The following is a 17583-nucleotide window of genomic DNA, read 5'->3' on the forward strand; positions in this document are numbered from 1 at the left end:
CTGATTGCAGATTCCAAGAGGAGTTGTTCCGATGTCGACCTACCAAGCGCCGCTGCGCGAGATGCTGTTCACGATGAAGGAGATCGGCGGGCTGGACGCGGTCTGCGCCTTGCCTGGCCATGAGGAGACCACGCCCGATCTGGTCGAGGCCATCCTCGAAGAGGCCGGCAAGTTTGCCGCCGGAGTGCTCGATCCGATCAACTACCCGGGCGATCAGCAGGGCGCCCGCTGGCAGGCCGGCGTGGTCACGGCCGCCGACGGTTTCAGACAGGCTTACGCCAGCTTCTGCGAGACCGGCTGGAACGCCATGCCCGCACGCACCGAGTTCGGCGGCCAGGGCCTGCCCACGCTGGTGTCGACCGCCGTGCTGGAGATGTGGAAGTCGGCCAACATGGCCTTCAGCCTGTGCCAGATGCTCACGCTCGGTGCCGTCGAGGCCATCGCCCACCACGGCAGCGCAGTACTCAAGCAGCGCTTTTTGCCCAAGATGGTGGCCGGCGAGTGGACCGGCACCATGAACCTGACCGAACCGCAGGCCGGCTCGGACCTCTCGGCCGTGCGCAGCCGCGCCGTGCCCGAGGGCGATCACTACCGCGTCAGCGGCACCAAGATCTTCATCACCTGGGGCGAACACGACCTGGCCGAGAACATCGTGCACCTCGTGCTGGCCCGGCTGCCCGAGGCACCCGCCGGCGTGAAGGGCATCTCGCTGTTCGTCTGCCCGAAGTTCCTGGTCAACGACGACGGCAGCCTGGGTGCACGCAACGACCTGGTGTGCGCGTCGATCGAACACAAGCTGGGCATCCACGCCAGCCCGACCGCCGTGATGAGTTTCGGCGAAGGGCCGGGGGCGATCGGCTATCTGGTCGGCGAGCCGCACAAGGGGCTGGGCTACATGTTCACGATGATGAACCACGCCCGGCTCAACGTCGGCCTCGAAGGCGTGGGCATCTCCGAGCGCGCCTACCAGCATGCGCGCGCCTATGCGCTCGACCGCGTGCAGGGCCGCACCCTCACGGGCAGCAAGACCATCATCGGCCACCCCGACGTGCGCCGCATGCTGCTCGACATGAAGGCGCGCACCGAGGCCATGCGTGCGCTGGCCTACTACGCCGCCGGCCAGATGGACCGCGCCCATGCGCACGCCGATGCCGACGCCCGCGCGCGCAGTCAGGCGCTGGTCGAACTGCTGACGCCGGTGGTCAAGGGCTGGTGCACCGAGAACGCCCTGGGCATCGCCTCCGACGGCGTGCAGGTGCATGGCGGCATGGGCTTCGTCGAAGAAACCGGCGCGGCGCAATACCTGCGCGACGCCCGCATCACGACGATCTACGAGGGCACCACCGGCATCCAGGCCAACGACCTGATCGGCCGCAAGCTCGCCCGCGAAGGCGGCGTGACGATGCGGGCGCTGATCGCGCAGATGCGCAGCGATGCCGACCGCATCGGCGACGGGCCCGATGCGCAGCTGGTCGCGCTGGGCCAGCCGCTGCGCGGCGGCCTGCAGGCGCTGGCCGATGCGGTCGACTGGCTGCTGGCGGTGAGCGCCAGCCAGCCGGCACAGGCCGCGGCCAGCGCGGTGCCCTTCCTCCAGCTGACCGGCACGGTGGTCGGCGGCTGGCTGATGGCACGCAGCGCCGAGGCCGCGGTGGCCCAACTGAGCGCGGGCAGCGCCGACACCGACTTCCTGTCGGCCAAGGTCGCGACCGTGCGCCACTACATGGCGCACGTGATGGCCGAGGCCGGCGGACTGCGCGACATCGTCACCGCCGGCGCAGCCACCACGCTGGCGCTGGCCGACCACCAGTTCTGAGCCACAGGAGCCCACCATGAACCCGATGAACGGCCACGACATCGAGGACCTGCGCCCCGGCATGCAGGCCACCTTTTCCAAGACCATCACCGAAGCCGACATCGTGCTGTTCGCCGGTGTCTCGGGCGACAACAACGCCGTTCACACGAACGAGGAGTTCGCGCAGACCACGGCCTTCGGCGGGCGCATCGCGCACGGCTTCCTGACCGCCAGCGTGATCTCGGCCGCGGTGGCGAACCGGCTGCCCGGCCCGGGTACGGTCTACCTCGGCCAGCAGATGAAGTTCTGCGCCCCGGTGCGCCCAGGTGACACGGTGCATGCGACGGTCACCGTGCTGTCGGTCGACGAGGCGCGCGCACGCGCGGTGCTGTCGACCGTCTGCCGCGTCAGGGAGACGGTGGTGATCGAAGGTGAAGCGACGGTGATGACGACCTCTCAACGGCGCCGCCAGGCCGCGGCGCCAGCCCCAACCGCGGCCCGTGTGGCCGCCTGAAGCGGAGAACGAAGCCATGAAGGCATTGGTGAGTGTGAAACGGGTGGTCGACTACAACGTCAAGGTTCGCGTCAAGAGTGACGGCACGGGCGTGGACATCGCCAACGTCAAGATGAGCATGAACCCGTTCGACGAGATCGCGATCGAGGAGGCGGTGCGCCTGCGTGAGAAGGGTGTGTTGACTGAAGTGATCGCCGTGTCCTGCGGTGTCACGCAGTGCCAGGAAACGCTGCGCACCGCGATGGCGATCGGCGCCGACCGCGCCATCCTGGTCGAGACTTCTGATGAGTTGCAGCCGTTGGCTGTGGCCAAGCTCTTGAAGGCCTTGGTCGACCGCGAACAGCCCGGCCTGATCATCCTGGGCAAGCAGGCCATCGACGACGACAACAACCAGACCGGCCAGATGCTGGCGGCATTGGCTGACCTGCCGCAAGCCACGTTCGCCAGCAAGGTTGAAGTGATCGATGGCCGTGCCAACGTGACGCGTGAAATCGACGGTGGCCTGGAGACGATCTCGCTCAGCCTACCCGCGGTCATCACCACAGACCTGCGCCTGAACGAGCCGCGTTACGTCACGCTGCCCAACATCATGAAGGCCAAGAAGAAGCCGCTGGAGACGATCAAGCCGGCCGACCTGGGTGTCGACGTGAGCCCGCGCCTGAAGACGCTGAAAGTCAGCGAGCCGCCTAAGCGTGGCGCCGGCATCAAGGTGCCCGACGTCGCCACACTGGTGGCCAAACTCAAGAACGAAGCCAAGGTGATCTGAACATGACCGCTCTCGTCATTGCCGAACACGAACATGGCGCACTGAAGGGCGCCACGCTCAACACCGTTACCGCCGCAGCCCAACTGGGCGAGGTCCATGTGCTGGTGGCCGGTGCCGATTGCGCCGCTGCAGCACAAGCTGCAAGCCAGATCGCCGGCGTCACCAAGGTGCTGCACGCCGATGGCGCGAGCCTCGGAGAGCAGCTCGCCGAGAACATCACCGCGCAGGTGATCGCTGTCGCATCGAACTACAGCCACATCCTCTTTGCTGCCACCGCACATGGCAAGAACGTCGCTCCGCGCGTGGCCGCCAAGCTCGACGTGGCGCAGATCAGCGAGATCACCAAGGTGATCAGCGCCGACACCTACGAGCGCCCGATCTACGCCGGCAACGCCGTCGCCACGGTGCAGAGCAGCGACAAGATCCAGGTCATCACCGTGCGCACCACCGGCTTCGACGCCGCGGCGCTCGGTGGATCGGCTCCGATCGAAACCATCGCCGCGGTGGCCGACAGCGGCAAGAGCGCCTTCGTCGGCAGCGAGATCGCCAAGAGCGACCGGCCCGAACTGACGGCGGCCAAGATCATCGTCAGCGGCGGCCGTGCGATGGGCAGCAGCGACAAGTTCAACGACGTGCTGACGCCGCTCGCGGACAAGCTCGGCGCCGCGCTCGGTGCCAGCCGCGCGGCGGTCGACGCGGGCTACGCACCCAACGACTGGCAGGTCGGCCAGACCGGCAAGATCGTGGCACCCAGCCTGTACATCGCCTGCGGCATCAGCGGCGCGATCCAGCACCTGGCGGGCATGAAGGACAGCAAGGTGATCGTGGCGATCAACAAGGACGCCGAGGCACCGATCTTCAGCGTGGCCGACTACGGGCTGGAGGCCGACCTGTTCGTGGCCGTGCCGGAGCTGGTGAAGGCGCTCTGAGCCCCCGGCGCCACCCATGACGAGAGGGGATTCATGCTCCGATCGAAGCGACCAGCAAGGTGCTGAAAACCGCTTGCGCCAGCGGTTTATCGGTCATCGGCTGCCGACGGCATGACGGGTGACATCAGGAACGGCCACACCGGGAACGCGGCGACAGGGCGATCTTGGCGGCAGGTCGGTGCGTACAAACCTGTGCGAAATGATCTGCCGAGCCTCGGGACAGCTGCAAGCACGGGTGAGAATGGCTGGTACGCCCGGGATCGGGCGCAAGCCCTGCCACCCGGCGTACCCCGACGCCACCGTCCGCGATGATCGAGCCCCAACCCAGCGATCCCGTCCGCCCGGCCACCGGTCATGCCAGCAGCAGCGCCTGGCGCGGCGTGCTCGCGTCGATCGACATGGGCTCGAACAGCTTCCGGCTCGAGATCGGCCGCAGCAGCGCCAGCCGCTACCGGCGCATCGACTACCTGAAGGAAACCGTGCGCCTGGGCGCCGGGCTCGGCCCGGACGGTCGACTGAGCGACGAGGCCGCGCAGCGCGGCCTCGCCTGCCTGGCGCGCTTTCGCCAGCGCCTGGACGGCATCGCGCCGACGCAGCTGCGCGCGGTCGCCACCCAGACCCTGCGCGAGGCCACCAACCGCGACGAGTTCCTGCGCCTGGCTGGCGCCACGCTGGGCCATCCGATCGAGGTGATCTCGGGGCGCGAGGAGGCCCGCCTGATCTACAAGGGCGTGGCACGCCTGCAGCCCTGCGAGGCCCCACGGCTGGTGATCGACATCGGCGGGCGCTCGACCGAGATGATCATCGGCCACGGCGCCCACGTGATCCGGGCCGAGTCGTTCCGGGTCGGCAGCGTCAGCCTGTCGATGCAGTTCTTCCCGGACGGACGCTTCACGACGGCCGCCTTCCAGGCCGCGCAGGTGGCCGCCGGCGCCGAGCTCGAGGAGGCGCTGGTGCCGTTCGCGCGCCAGCACTGGCGCGACGCGCTGGGCTCGTCGGGCACCGCCGGCGCGGTGTCGGACCTGCTGCGCGCCAACGGCGTGACCGACGGCCGCATCACGCCCGAGGCCTTGCGCTGGTGCATGCGCGCCTGCCTCGAAGCCGGCTCGGCCGACCGGCTGCAGCTGCCCGGCCTGAAGCCCGACCGGCGCGCGGTGCTGGGCGGCGGGCTCGCCATCCTCTACACGCTGGCGACCCATTTCGAGATCGACGGCCTGCTGCCCGCGCGCGGTGCGCTGCGCCAGGGCGTGATCTTCGACCTCGAGGAGCGCCGCGCCGCCGAGCGCCATGCCGTGCACCACGACATGCGCGACGACAGCGTGGCCGAGCTGCAGCAGCGTTTCGGCGTCGACCGCGGCCAGGCGCGGCGGGTCGAGGCGCTGGCGCAGAACCTGTACCGGCAGATCGCGCCGCAATCGAGCCTCGAGCTGCACCGAGAGCTCGGCTGGGCCGCGGCGCTGCACGAGATCGGCATGATGGTGTCGCACCACGACCACCACCGCCACAGCGCCTACCTGCTCGGCCACGTCGACGCGGCCGGTTTCTCGCAGAGCCAGCAGCGCGGCCTGGCCGAGCTGGTGCTGGGCCAGCGCGGCGGGCTGCGCAAGGTCGAGGCCGTGTGGTCGGACGCCGAGCGCATGCGCCAGCTGCTGGCACTGCGCCTGGCGGTGCTGCTGTGCCACGCCCGGCTGGAGCCGCCGCAGGGCCTGCAGCTGGCCATCAGCGGCCGCGAGATCCGCCTCGGCTGGCCACCCGCCTGGGCCGCGCGCCAGCTGCGCAGCGTCTACCTGCTGCGCGAGGAGGCCGAGGACTGGCGGCGCATCGCCGGCTGGCGGGTCGAGCTGCCAGCCTGAACGCCGACGCGCACAACTGTCACAAGGCCGTCACGCAGCCTGCCTAGCATGCATGGCATGCCCGAATCAGATTCCCAGCAGCGCCTGACCCTGCTCAACCGCGAACGCGCGATCCTTGCCTTCAACCGCCGCGTGCTGGCCCAGGCACGCCGCAATGACGTGCCGCTGCTCGAGCGGCTGCGCTACGTCTGCATCGTCTCGTCGAACATGGACGAGTTCTTCGAGGTGCGTTTCGCCGACGCGCTCGAAGCCGCCATCGAGACCGGCAGCAACACCACGCGCAGCGAGCTGGCGGTGGTGGCCGGCGAGGCGCACGAGCTGATCGACCAGCAGTACGCCATCTTCAACGACGAGCTGATGCCCGCGCTGGCCGCGCACGGCATCGTCATCGTCAACCACGCCGATCGCAACGAAGCCCAGCGCAAGTGGGTGTCGCAGCTGTTCCACCGCGAGGTGCATCCGCTGCTGACGCCGCTCGGGCTCGATCCGGCGCATCCGTTTCCGCAGGTCGCCAACAAGTCGCTGAACTTCATCGCCCAGCTCGGCGGCATGGACGCCTTCGGCCGCGAGAACAGCATCGCCATCGTCAAGGTGCCGCGTGCGCTGCCGCGCGTGATGCGCCTGCCCGACCGGCTGGCCGAGGGCAAGCAGGCCTTCGTGCTGCTGTCGAGCGTGATCCGCGCCCACCTCGGCGAGCTGTTCCCGGGCCGCATCGTCGAAGCGTTCTCGCAGTTCCGCGTCACCCGCGATTCGGATCTCGATGTCGACGAGGACGAGGTCACCGACCTGCGCAAGGCCCTGCGCAGCGAGCTGAGCGCGCGCCACTACGGCCGCGCGATCCGGCTCGAGGTGGTCAACACCTGCCCCGAGGTGCTGAGCAACTTCCTGCTCAGCCAGTACGGCCTGCCCGAGGCGGCGCTGCACCGCGTCAACGGGCCGGTCAACCTGGTGCGGCTCAATTCGCTGATCGACCAGGCGCACGCGCCCAAGCTGCGCTTCAAGCCGCACGAGCCGGTCTGGCCACATGGCCGGCTGCCGCGCACGCGGCCGCTGATGGCCAGCATCGCCGAGCGCGACATCCTGCTGCATCACCCGTTCGAGTCGTTCGAGCCGGTGGTGCAGTTCCTGCGCGAGGCCGTCAACGACCCGCAGGTGCTGGCGATCAAGCAGACCATCTACCGCACCGGCAGCGAGTCGGTGCTGATGGAGCTGCTGATCGAGGCGGCGCAGCGCGGCAAGGAGGTGCTGGTGGTGGTCGAGCTGAAGGCGCGCTTCGACGAGGAGGCCAACATCAACTGGGCCGAGCGGCTGGAGGCGGTGGGTGCGCAAGTGGTCTACGGCATCGTCGGCCTCAAGACCCACGCCAAGCTGCTGCTGGTCACGCGCAAGCAGGGCCAGCGCATGGTGCGCTACGTGCACCTGTCGACCGGCAACTACAACCCCAAGACCGCGCGGCTCTACACCGACGTCGGCTACTTCAGCGCCGACCCCGACCTGACCGCCGACGCCGAAGGCGTGTTCCAGCACCTGGCCAGCCTCAACACGCTGCGCACGCCCAAGCACCTGCTGGTCGCGCCCAGCAACCTGCACGCGCAGATGGTGGCGCTGCTCGGCCGCGTCGCCCAGGCCGCGCGGGACGGCCAGCCCGCGCGCGTGGTCGCCAAGTTCAACGCGCTGACCGATCCGGGCCTGATCGCCGCGCTGGTCGCGGCCAGCCAGGCCGGCGCCGACATCGACCTGATCGTGCGCGGCGCCTGCATGCTGCCGCCCGGCGTGGCCGGCTACACCGACAACATCCGGGTGCGCTCGGTGGTCGGACGTTTTCTCGAACACAGCCGGGTCTTCTACTTCCGCTGGGGCGCGCGCGAGAGCCAGGAGGCGCTGTATCTCAGCAGCGCCGACTGGATGAGCCGCAACATGCACGGCCGCATCGAGATCGCCTGGCCGGTGCGCGACCCGACGCTGCGCCAGCGCGTCATCGACGAATGCCTGGTGCCCTACCTGCGCGACGACATCGACGCCTGGACGCTCGACGCTCACGGCGGCTACGTCGCCGTGCAGGGTCCGGGGGGGCTGAGCGCGCAGCGCGCCCTGGTGCGCCGGTACTGAGCGCCCCGCGCTTCAAACGCCTGTCAAAAACGGCATCGATACTCGGTGACCCAGTGGAGACACGGCATGAACAAGCGCAGTCAGACGGCCATCGACAAGGCCATCAACACGGCCCGGGGGGCCATGAAGGTGATGCGTGCGCTGTCGCCGCAGGCGGCCGCCCGGGGCCGTGACGGCCCAGCCGACAGCCGCTCGCTGCAGCTGCGCCAGGCCGGCGAGTTCGACCTGCCGCGCCTGCTGCAGCTGCTGATCGACGCCGGGGTCGACCAGGCCGACGAGGGCGATCCAGCGGCTGCCATCGAGTCCCTGCGCCGCATCCACGGCGCGGGCGGCGAGGTCTGGCTGGCCGAGGAAGACGGCCGCCTGCTCGGCAGCCTGACGTTCTACCTGCTGCCGCTGCTGGCCCACCGCGGCACGCCGATCGCGCTGGTCGAGGAGGTCGTGATCCACCCCGCCGCCCGCCGCCACGGCATCGGCCGCGCCCTGATGAACCACGCCACGGCGCGGGCGCGCGCCCGCGGGGCCAGCAAGCTGGCGCTGTCGTCCGGCCACGCGCGCTCAGGGGCGCAGTCGTTCTTCGATCACCTGGGTTATGCCCGGCACGGCAACAGCCCGCTGCTGCCGCCGGGCACGCCCGAACACAGCGCCGGCTGATCCTGGGCGGAGCGGGCGATCAGCATCGCCAGGATCTGCGGCACCTCGAACACGGCGCGGTTGTCGATCGTGCACACCCGCGCGCGCAGCGCGGGCAGGCGCTCGATCATCTCGGTCACGCCGGGGCCGATCGCACGCACCGACTTCAGCACCAGGCCGACACCCTGCTCGCGCACCCACTGCGCGTTGTAGCGCTCCTGCGGCATGGTCCAGGCGTTGTCGAAGGTGATCACCGGCAGCTTCATCTGCACCGCCTCGCTGAGGCTGCCCGGGCCGGGCTTGCCGATGAAGTAGTCGCCCAGCTGCATGTAGCGGCAGACGTCGGGCGTGAAGCCCACCACCGCGTGCGGCATGGCCGGCTGCAGCGCCTTCAGCTTGCGGATCAGCGCCTCGTTGTGGCCGCACATCAGGATCAGCTGGCGGTCGGCCAGGGCGCGGGCAATCGTCACCATCTGCGTCGAGCCCTGGCCGCCGAACATCACGATGCCGGTCGGGCGCGCCGGGTCCAGGCCCAGCGCGCTGCGCTCGGCGGCACGGTCGATGCGAGGGGTTTCGTAGAAGGCCGGCCGCAGGATCATCCCCGAGGTCAGCGAGATCTGCCGCTGCGCATACCCCGCCGCCCGCGCCTGTGCCACGGCATGCGGCGTGCCGCACACCAGGTGCTGGTCCTGGCCGGGTTCGATCCAGAAGTTGGGCGGATGGTCGGCCATGTCGGTCAGCACCGTCACGAACGGCACGCCCGGCAGCGAGCCGGCCACCGACTCGCACAGCGCGCGGTTGAAGTTGGGCACCAGCGAGACCACCAGGTCAGGCTCGCTCGCCAGCCAGTGCTGCGCGAGGCGCCGCACCAGCGTCGTGTGGCCGAGCCGGATCAGACCCTGCACCAGCTTGAGCTCCTGCGTCAGCCCGAGCGTCCAGCCGCGCGCCAGGCGCTTGTTGTAGAGGTCTTCCGGCGCCAGCCCGGTGAGCTTGCGGAACGCGCCTTTCGGGTCGAGCACCTCGACCAGATCGACCAGCCGAACCCGCCAGTCGGGCCGGGTGGTGCGGATCACGCCCTGCAGCGCCAGCGCGGCGGCACGGTGGCCGCCGCCATAGTTGAAATAGACGAGGTCGATGTGTTTCATGGTCGGCGCGATGATGTTGCGCAGGCGTGACCGCCACGTGAATTCAAGGCTCGGTCGGCAGCTGCAGCAGGGCCCGGCCCATCCGGATGCGGGCACCGGGCTCGATGCCCTCGCTCAACGTGAAACCCCTGGGGGCGAACACGATGATCGTGGAGCCGTGCTGGAACCAGCCCATCTCCTCGCCCTTGGCGTAGTGCGCGCGGCAGGCGATCTCGTGCGGGCCGCGATAGCGCAGATGCAGCAGCACGTCGAGAAAGTGGAAGCGCATGCTCGCCACCAGGATCGCCGCCACCGGCACGATCGCGATCGGCTGACCGCCACGTGACAGCCGCGTGCGCAGCACCGCGCGCTCGTTGCGGCAGAACAGCCGCTCGACCCGTTTGAGCGCGATCGGGTTGACGTTCCAGGTGTCGCCGCTCAGGTAGGTGACGTGGTCGACCTCGAGGTCGTGCGGCGCATGGAAGCGGTGGTACATCGCCGAGGTCAGCCGCAGCGTGACGTAGACACCGTCGTGGAACGGCGTGCTGTCCTGCGTCGGCCCGAACAGGTCGCCCAGCGCGTACGGAAAGCCCTTGGCCTGGAACAGCTGCGTGCCCTGCACGTCGCCGCAGGCGCCGACGATCGCGTCGCTCGGGCTGCACAGCACGTCGGCATCGGGGTCGATCGTGCGTGCGCCGGGTCTGAGCTCGCGCGTGAAGCACTCGTGCAGGCTGGCAAAGCGCTGCTGGCGCGCATCGCTCAGGTCGAGGTCGGTGAACAGCCGCCAGACCGCGATCGACGCGCGTGCCAGCAGCGGGCTGCGGATCTGGCTGAACCAGCCCATCGCCCGGGTCAGCGCGATGCGCGGCACGCGGTTGGTGAACAGGAAGTTGAGATCCTCCTGAAGGAAGATCCGTTGCAGAAGATTGGGTTTCATGAGCCTGTCAATCGGGACTGTTAGACAGCAGGGGCACATCACTCGAACGAGCCCTGCCGACAAAATGGACAACACCTTTGCTCTGACCGCGCTGGCCCTGGGCGCACTCGCCTGGACCTTGCCGAAAGCCCGCCGGCGCCTCGAACTCTCGCGCGCCAAACACCGCTCGCTGACCGGCCACTCGCGCATGGCCAAGCGCGTCGCCGGGCTGATCCCGGGTTATGCGTACGACGAACAACGCTTCTTCAACTCCGACGGCGCCAGCGCCGAAATCGCCGCCCGGCGCAAGGCCGGTTTCGACCGGCTGGCCGCGCTCTACGCCGAGCGCTACCCGCAAAGCGCGGCCCTGACCGCGCAGGCCCGCGAGGGCATCGCCGACCTGCAGTTCACCGGCAACTACCGGGTGCCGTTTCAATACAGCCCCTACCTGCGCGAGCACATCAAGTCGGGCAGCTTCCTGCGCGCCTCGTCGGGCGTGACGGTCGAGGACCTCGATGGCAACGAGTTTCTCGACCTCACCGGCTCGTATGGCGTCAACGTCTTCGGCTACGACTTCTACAAGGCCTGCATCGACGAAGGGGCTGCGCGGGTGCGTGAACTCGGCCCCGTGCTGGGCGCCTATCACCCGTGCGTGCTCGACAACGTCAAGCGCCTCAAGGCGATCTCGGGCCTCGACGAAGTCTCGTTCCACATGTCGGGCACCGAGGCCGTGATGCAGGCCGTGCGGCTGGCCCGCTATCACACCCGCCGCAGTCACCTGGTGCGCTTCTGCGGCGCCTATCACGGCTGGTGGGAAGACGTGCAGCCCGGCCCCGGCAACCCGCTGCCACCGCGCGAAACCTACACGCTGCAGGACCTGGACCCGCGTGCGCTGACGGTGCTGCGCAAGCGCCGCGACATCGCCTGCGTGCTGATCAACCCGCTGCAGGCGCTGCACCCGAATGCCGGCGCGCCGGGCGACTCGTCGCTGGTCGACAGCAGCCGCCGCGCAGCGTTCGACCGCGCCGCCTACACGGCGTGGCTCAAGCAGCTGCGCGAGGTCTGCACCGAGCGCGGCATCGTGCTGATCTTCGACGAGGTGTTCGTCGGCTTCCGCCTCGCCCCCGGTGGCGCGCAAGAGTACTTCGGCGTCCGGGCCGACATGGTCACCTACGGCAAGACGCTGGGCGGCGGCCTGCCGGTGGGCGTGGTCTGCGGCAGGAGCCAATGGATGAAGCGCTTCCGCGAAGACCGGCCGGCCGACATCTGCTTTGCGCGCGGCACCTTCAACGCGCACCCCTACGTGATGGGCGCGATGAACGCCTTTCTCGAGCGCATCGAGATGCCCGACGTGCGGGCCCTCTACGACGGCCTCGACGAGCGCTGGAACGCGCGCGCGGCGCGCTTCAACGCCGTGCTCGCCGAGGCCTGCCTGCCGGTGCAGGTGGTCAACCTGTCGTCGATCTGGACCGTGCTCTACACCCAGCCCTCGCGCTACAACTGGATGCTGCAGTTCTACCTGCGCGCCCACGGCCTGGCGCTGAGCTGGGTCGGCAGCGGCCGGCTGATCTTCAGCCTGAACTACAGCGACGCCGACTTCGAGGCGGTGCTGCAGCGCTTCGTCGCCGCCGCGCAGGCGATGCAGGCCGACGGCTGGTGGTGGCGCGATGCCACGCAGACCAACCAGTCGATCCGCCGCGGCATCCTGCGCGAGATGCTGAAACAACGCTTCTGAGCGATCAGCGATGGTGCACGTGCACCATCGGATCGATCAGCTCGCCGCGCAGCAGGTACAGCGGCGACTTCCAGTACATCTTGATGTCGTGGAAGGGGTCGGTGAGGATCTTGCTCATCCAGGCCAGGCCGGTGAGCAGGTCCTGCTCGATCCACAGCTGGCCGACGCGAAACAGCAGGCCGGACACGCCCAGCGCCAGCCAGGCCATGCCGACATCGTGGATCCAGCCGTTCACCGACGTGGCCGGCTCGATCAGGCCGAACAGCGACGGCTGCAGCCACAGCAGCAGCGGCAGCAGCACCCACACCGTCAGCAGCGCGGTCTTGCGGCGCATGTTGAAGCCGACCTTGATCGCCTCCTTGTGCTCGTCGGTGGCCTGGTTGACCTGGTCGTAGCCGCGCGGCTCGAAGACGTAGTGGCCGGTCTGGCGCGCCACCATCGAGACGCACCAGCCGATCAGCGCGGCCAGCGCCGGATCGAAGAACAGCACGACGTAGGCGACCAGGAAGCTGATCGCGCTGACCAGGTGCAGGCTCTGGTTGATGCGGCTGTGGTGGTAGTAGCGGTGGTCGTCCCAGCGCTGGGTCGCGAGGGTTTCAAGGTAACGATTCACGGTGGACCTCGGTGATGGAATGAAGCACGACCTCGGACGAGACCGTGCGTGACGCGATGGTGTCGACGCCGCGTGAAAGGAGCGTGACGATGGCGTGATGACACGCCTCCTTCATCGAAAGGCCGCGGCTGTCATCGCGCTGTTGCATGGCGTGTGCAGCATGTCGGCATGAACACCCTCACGCCCGCAGGCAACCGGCTCGATGTCGAACACGCGGCGCACCGATCGCTGCGCATCGCCGTCGTCACCGAGACCTATCCGCCCGAGGTCAACGGCGTGGCCCTGACGATGGCCCGCGTGGTCGAGGGCCTGCATCGCCGCGGCCACGACCTGCAACTGATCCGCCCGCGCCAGCAGGCCGGCGAGACGGTGGCCGCGCGTGCGCGCTTCGAACAGGTGCTGGTGGGCGGGCTGCCGATTCCGCGTTATCCGAACCTGCGCATGGGCCTGCCGGCCGGGCGCGCCTTGACGCGGCTGTGGCAGGCGCAGCGGCCCGACGTCGTTCACATCGCCACCGAAGGCCCGCTCGGCTGGTCGGCGCTGCAGGCCGCGCGCGCGCTGGGCTTGCCGGTGAGTTCGGACTTCCGCACCAACTTCGACGCCTACAGCCAGCACTACGGCATCGGCTGCCTGATGCGGCCGATCCGCGGTTATCTGCGCGCCTTCCACAACCGCACCACCTGCACGATGGTGCCCACCGAGGGGCTGCGCCGCGAGCTCGAAGCGGCCGGTTTCGAGCGCCTGAACGTGGTCACGCGCGGTGTCGACACCCGCCTGTTCATGCCGCACCGGCGCAGCCAGGCGCTGCGCGAACAGTGGGGCGCCGGGCCGGAGGACCTGGTGGTGATGTGCGTGGGCCGGCTGGCGGCCGAGAAGAACCTCGGCGTGCTGCTGAGCGCCCACGAGGCGATCCGCCAGATCGACCCGAACGCGCGGCTGGTGATGGTCGGCGACGGCCCGCAGCGTGCCGAGTTGCAGGCACGTTGCCCGCAGGCGGTGTTCGCCGGCCAGCGCCGTGGCGACGACCTCGCGGCGCACTACGCATCGGCCGACCTGTTCCTGTTCCCGAGCCTGACCGAGACCTTCGGCAACGTCACCGCCGAGGCGATGGCCAGCGGCCTGCCGGTGCTGGCGTTCGCCTACGCCGCCGCCGCGCAGCTGATCCGCCACGGCATCAATGGCGCGCTGGCGCCGGTCGACGACACGGCGGCGTTCGTGCGCGCGGCGGTCGAACTGGCGGCCGATGCGGCGCAGCGCCGCGACATCGGCCTGCAGGCCCGCAAGACCGCCGAAACGCTCGACTGGGACAGCATCGTGGCCCGCTTCGAGGGCGTGCTGCGGCAGGTGATGCACAGCGCCGACGCGCCCGCCACGATCACCTTGCCGGCACGACGTCACCCGGTGGCTTGAGGCGCGAGCGGGCCCGTTCGAGCGCCATCAGCGCGCCGATCGCCGCGGCGATCGAGAAGCCGAAGCCCCACATCAGCGGCACGATCGACACATCGAGCGCGATCAGCGCCGCATAGACCGCCAGCATGCCCAGCACGCTGGCGTTTTCATTGAAACCCTGCACGGCGACCGAGCGTCCCGCGCTCAGCAGCGTGTAGCCGCGGTGCTGCAGCAAGGCGTTGAGCGGCACCACCAGCAGGCCGCCCACCGCGCCGGCCAGCGCCAGCAGCGGCACGGCGTGCAGCAGGTCGGTCGACGAGGCCACCGCCGGCATCAACAGGCCCAGCATCACGCCGGCCCACAGCATGCGCTTGGCGCCGGCCAGCGGCACCCAGCGCCCGGCCGCTGCCGCACCCACCACCACGCCGATGGCCACGGCGGCCTGCAGGTAGGCGGCCTGGTTCAGCGGTAGCTGCAGCACGTCGGTGGCCCAGCGCAGCACGGCGAACTGCAGGGTCGCGCCGACGCCCCAGAAGATCGTCGTCACCGCCAGCGACAGGCCGCCGTCGTGGTCGCGCCACAAGGTGCGGTTGGCGCGGCAGAAGTCGCGCATCAGCGCGGCCGGATGGATCTCGCAGGCGGCGTAACGCGCGCCGCTGTCGGGCACGCCGATGTTGAGCAAGCCGGCCAGCGCGTAGATCGCCAGCAGCGCGCACAGCGACACGCTCAGCGCGCCGGCATCGCCGATGGCCACGGCCTGCAGCCATTGCCGGCCCACGTCGACGAGTGCCGAATCGAGCACCATCGCGCTGACCAGCAGGCCGCCGACGCCGGTGCCGAACAAGGCCGCGCAGACCACCGACACCTCCAGCCATCCGTTGGCCGCCACCAGCCGCTGCGGGCCGACCAGCTCGGTGATGAGGCCGTACTTGGCCGGCGCATAGGCCGCCGCGCCGAGGCCGACCACCACGAAGGCGGCGATCGGGTGCACGCCCGCCAGCAGCGCCAGCACGCCCAGCACCTTGACGCCGTTCATCCACGCCATCAGGCGCGCCTTCGGGAAGGCATCGGCCAGCGGCCCGAGCAGCGGCGCCAGCAGCACGTACGACAGCGTGAAACCGAACTTCAGCATCGGCGCCCACCAACCCGGCAGGCCACGCTCCTGCAGCACGGCGATGGTCACGATCAGCAGGGCGTTGTCGGCCAGCGCGGAAGCGAACTGGGCGGCGATCAGCAGGTGGAAACCAGGGGGCATGATTCTTCTTGTGTGCGAACGATCCGGCCGCGCGGCCGCCTGCCGCGGCGGCCGGCGCAACATGCCGTCAGTCGGCTCGCCGGCGTGATGCCCGTATCGACGCGCTCAGGCGTAGCTGATGGCGCCGCCGACCGACACGCTGATGGTCTTGCCCACGGCGGCCGTGTAGGTGGTCGACTTGACCGTGCTGACGTAGACGAACTCGCCCGTCACGGCGGCGTCGGTGACGGTCATCAGCAGATAGCCGCGGCGGATCGTGTCGGCATAGTTCAGGTCGGAGATCAGGCCCAGGCCGGTGCCGTTGGAGCCGGGCGACACGGCACTGCCGTCGAGCGAGCTGGCCAGGCCGCCCAGGCCGACACTCTCGAAACCCGGCGACGTGACCGACGAGCCGGCGAACTCGACGCCGATCTTCTCGCCGCTCAAGGTGGTGAGGTGGTTGAACCAGGCGTTGTGCGAATCGCCCGACAGCGCCACCAGCTTCTTGCCCTGCGCCTTGACGGTCTGCAGCAAGGCTTCGCGTTGCAGCGGATAGCCGTCCCAGGCGTCGAGGTTGTAGGGCAGCAGCGGGTTGACGGCGGTGTCGAGCAGGCCGGTCTGGGTGGCGGTCAGCGGGCCACCGGCAGCGGCCGTGGCCTTGGCGGTGAGGTAGGCGCCGATGGCGGGCTGGGCTGCGGCCGGGTCGCTCGCCAGGCTCAGCACCGAGGCGGGGATCCACATGCGGGCCATGATGTCCTGATTGCCGAGCACCTGCCAGGTCGCGGTCGAGGCCGCCATGCCGTCGGTGAGCCAGGCCTGCTGGGCGGCGCTGATCATGCGGCGGCTGGCATCGCTGCCGGTGGCCAGGGCGGTGCCGTAACGGTTGTAGCCGCCATCGGCATCGCCGAAGCTGTCGTACTGGCGGTCGCGCCCCTCGATGCGGGTGTCGAGCATGTGCAGCGTGAACAGGCGGCCGAAGTCGAAGCGGCGGTAGATCTTCAGCAGGTCGGTGGTGTCGGGCGTGCGGATCGGCATCCACTCGTGATAGACCCGCGCCGCGATCGCCTTGCGGGTGTTCCAGTCGCCCTGCGTGGCCGGGTCGTGGTTCTCGGCACCGCTGCCGTCGACGCTGTTGTAGGCGTTGTTGGCGAACTCGTGGTCGTCCCACACCGTGATCCACGGCATCTTGGCGTGCAGCGCCTGCAGCTTGGCATCGGCGCGGTACAGGGCATAGCGCGTGCGGTAGTCGCTCAGGCTGACCATGTCGTTGGACGGCACGATGACGCGGCCCAGGCTCACCGCATCGGTGTTGCCGAACTTCGCCGGATCGGCGCCGTATTCGTAGAGGTAGTCGCCCAGGTGCACGGCGTATTGCGCGTCCGAGGTGGCGGCCGAGTCGTAGGCGTTGAAGAAGCCTTCGGAGTACAGCGCGCACGAGAACACCGCGAACTTGACCGACGTGGCGTCGGCCGCCGGCAGGGTGCGCGTGCTGCCCACGGTGGAGACACCACCGGCGTCGTCGAGAAAGCGATAGAAGTAGCTCGTGCCCGCGGTGAGCCCGGTGGCATCGACCTTGGCGGTGAACGAGGTGGCCTCGCTCGCGGTGACACGGCCCGAGCGCAGCACGCTGGCGAAGGCGGCATCGCTGGCCACCTGCCAGGTCAGGCCGACGGCGTCGTTGCTGTCCGGGCGCTTGGCGTGGGTCCACAGGATCACCCGGTCGGCCAGCGGATCGCCGCTGGCCACGCCGTAGCGGAAATCGGCCGGCGTGTCGTCGCCACCGCCGCAGGCCGCGAGCGTGCCGCCGACGGCTGCCAGCGTGGCCACGGTCGAGGTTCTGACGAGAAAGTCGCGGCGATTGAGGGCGTTGGACATGAACGGGTTCCTGGATGAGAACCCGTCGAGCCGGGTTCAATAGGAGCCGGACGATGCAGCAGCAACATGACACGCTGGTGAACCGCGCCCATGATCGAATC

Annotated in this window: 15 protein-coding genes; 9 read left to right on the forward strand and 6 right to left on the reverse strand. The window is 69.4% G+C overall.

What is annotated here, in order from left to right; genetic code table 11:
• Positions 1–31: 31 nt before the first annotated feature.
• From LCHO_RS17895 to LCHO_RS22355, 7 genes are all read left to right on the forward strand, one after another.
• The gene (locus LCHO_RS17895) at positions 32–1813 is read left to right on the forward strand and encodes an acyl-CoA dehydrogenase (protein ID WP_012348597.1); all 1782 of its coding nucleotides are present in this window, start codon (positions 32–34) and stop codon (positions 1811–1813) included.
• Between the two features lie 16 nt (positions 1814–1829).
• Positions 1830–2306, forward strand: coding sequence for a MaoC family dehydratase (locus LCHO_RS17900; protein WP_012348598.1), 477 nt, complete (start codon positions 1830–1832; stop codon positions 2304–2306).
• A 16-nt stretch (positions 2307–2322) separates the two neighbouring features.
• Positions 2323–3072 (forward strand): electron transfer flavoprotein subunit beta/FixA family protein, encoded by a 750-nt coding sequence (locus LCHO_RS17905; protein WP_012348599.1) that lies wholly within the window; start codon positions 2323–2325, stop codon positions 3070–3072.
• Positions 3073–3074: 2 nt separating this feature from the next.
• The gene (locus tag LCHO_RS17910; protein ID WP_012348600.1) at positions 3075–4001 is read left to right on the forward strand and encodes an electron transfer flavoprotein subunit alpha/FixB family protein; all 927 of its coding nucleotides are present in this window, start codon (positions 3075–3077) and stop codon (positions 3999–4001) included.
• A gap of 308 nt (positions 4002–4309) precedes the next feature.
• Positions 4310–5854, forward strand: coding sequence for a Ppx/GppA phosphatase family protein (locus LCHO_RS17915; protein ID WP_012348601.1), 1545 nt, complete (start codon positions 4310–4312; stop codon positions 5852–5854).
• 48 nt (positions 5855–5902) lie between these two features.
• Positions 5903–7963 (forward strand): polyphosphate kinase 1, encoded by a 2061-nt coding sequence (gene ppk1 / locus LCHO_RS17920; RefSeq protein WP_012348602.1) that lies wholly within the window; start codon positions 5903–5905, stop codon positions 7961–7963.
• Between the two features lie 66 nt (positions 7964–8029).
• Entirely contained in the window at positions 8030–8617 is a 588-nt protein-coding gene (locus LCHO_RS22355; protein WP_012348603.1) for a GNAT family N-acetyltransferase, read from the forward strand.
• Here the strand turns inward: LCHO_RS22355 and LCHO_RS17930 are convergent.
• Complete coding sequence (locus tag LCHO_RS17930; RefSeq protein WP_012348604.1) at positions 8554–9741, reverse strand: glycosyltransferase family protein; 1188 nt, start codon at positions 9739–9741, stop codon at positions 8554–8556. The genes LCHO_RS22355 and LCHO_RS17930 overlap by 64 nt on opposite strands.
• Before the next feature lie 43 nt (positions 9742–9784).
• Entirely contained in the window at positions 9785–10657 is an 873-nt protein-coding gene (gene asd / locus LCHO_RS17935) for an archaetidylserine decarboxylase (protein WP_012348605.1), read from the reverse strand.
• A 64-nt stretch (positions 10658–10721) separates the two neighbouring features.
• On the opposite strand from asd, the gene LCHO_RS17940 reads away from it, so the two are divergent.
• Positions 10722–12371: an aminotransferase class III-fold pyridoxal phosphate-dependent enzyme gene (locus LCHO_RS17940; protein WP_012348606.1), complete on the forward strand. Its 1650-nt coding sequence runs from the start codon at positions 10722–10724 to the stop codon at positions 12369–12371.
• A 4-nt stretch (positions 12372–12375) separates the two neighbouring features.
• On the opposite strand, the gene LCHO_RS17945 is transcribed toward LCHO_RS17940, so the two are convergent.
• A complete protein-coding gene (locus LCHO_RS17945; RefSeq protein ID WP_012348607.1) occupies positions 12376–12984 on the reverse strand; it encodes a hypothetical protein in 609 nt (202 codons plus the stop codon).
• Entirely contained in the window at positions 12968–13132 is a 165-nt protein-coding gene (locus LCHO_RS23765; protein ID WP_190274819.1) for a hypothetical protein, read from the reverse strand. The genes LCHO_RS17945 and LCHO_RS23765 overlap by 17 nt, the downstream gene beginning before the upstream one ends.
• A gap of 20 nt (positions 13133–13152) precedes the next feature.
• Here LCHO_RS23765 and LCHO_RS17950 point away from each other — a divergent pair, with 20 nt between their 5' ends.
• On the forward strand, positions 13153–14394 hold the full coding sequence (locus tag LCHO_RS17950; protein ID WP_012348608.1) for a glycosyltransferase family 4 protein: 1242 nt from the start codon (positions 13153–13155) through the stop codon (positions 14392–14394).
• Here LCHO_RS17950 and lplT read toward each other — a convergent pair.
• Together lplT and LCHO_RS17960 are read right to left on the reverse strand one after the other, a co-directional pair.
• Complete coding sequence (gene lplT, locus LCHO_RS17955; protein ID WP_012348609.1) at positions 14360–15628, reverse strand: lysophospholipid transporter LplT; 1269 nt, start codon at positions 15626–15628, stop codon at positions 14360–14362. The genes LCHO_RS17950 and lplT overlap by 35 nt on opposite strands.
• A gap of 105 nt (positions 15629–15733) precedes the next feature.
• A complete protein-coding gene (locus tag LCHO_RS17960) occupies positions 15734–17482 on the reverse strand; it encodes an alkaline phosphatase D family protein (RefSeq protein ID WP_012348610.1) in 1749 nt (582 codons plus the stop codon).
• Positions 17483–17583: the final 101 nt, after the last annotated feature.

The sequence above is a fragment of the Leptothrix cholodnii SP-6 genome (genome assembly GCF_000019785.1).
Taxonomy (GTDB): domain Bacteria; phylum Pseudomonadota; class Gammaproteobacteria; order Burkholderiales; family Burkholderiaceae_C; genus Sphaerotilus; species Sphaerotilus cholodnii.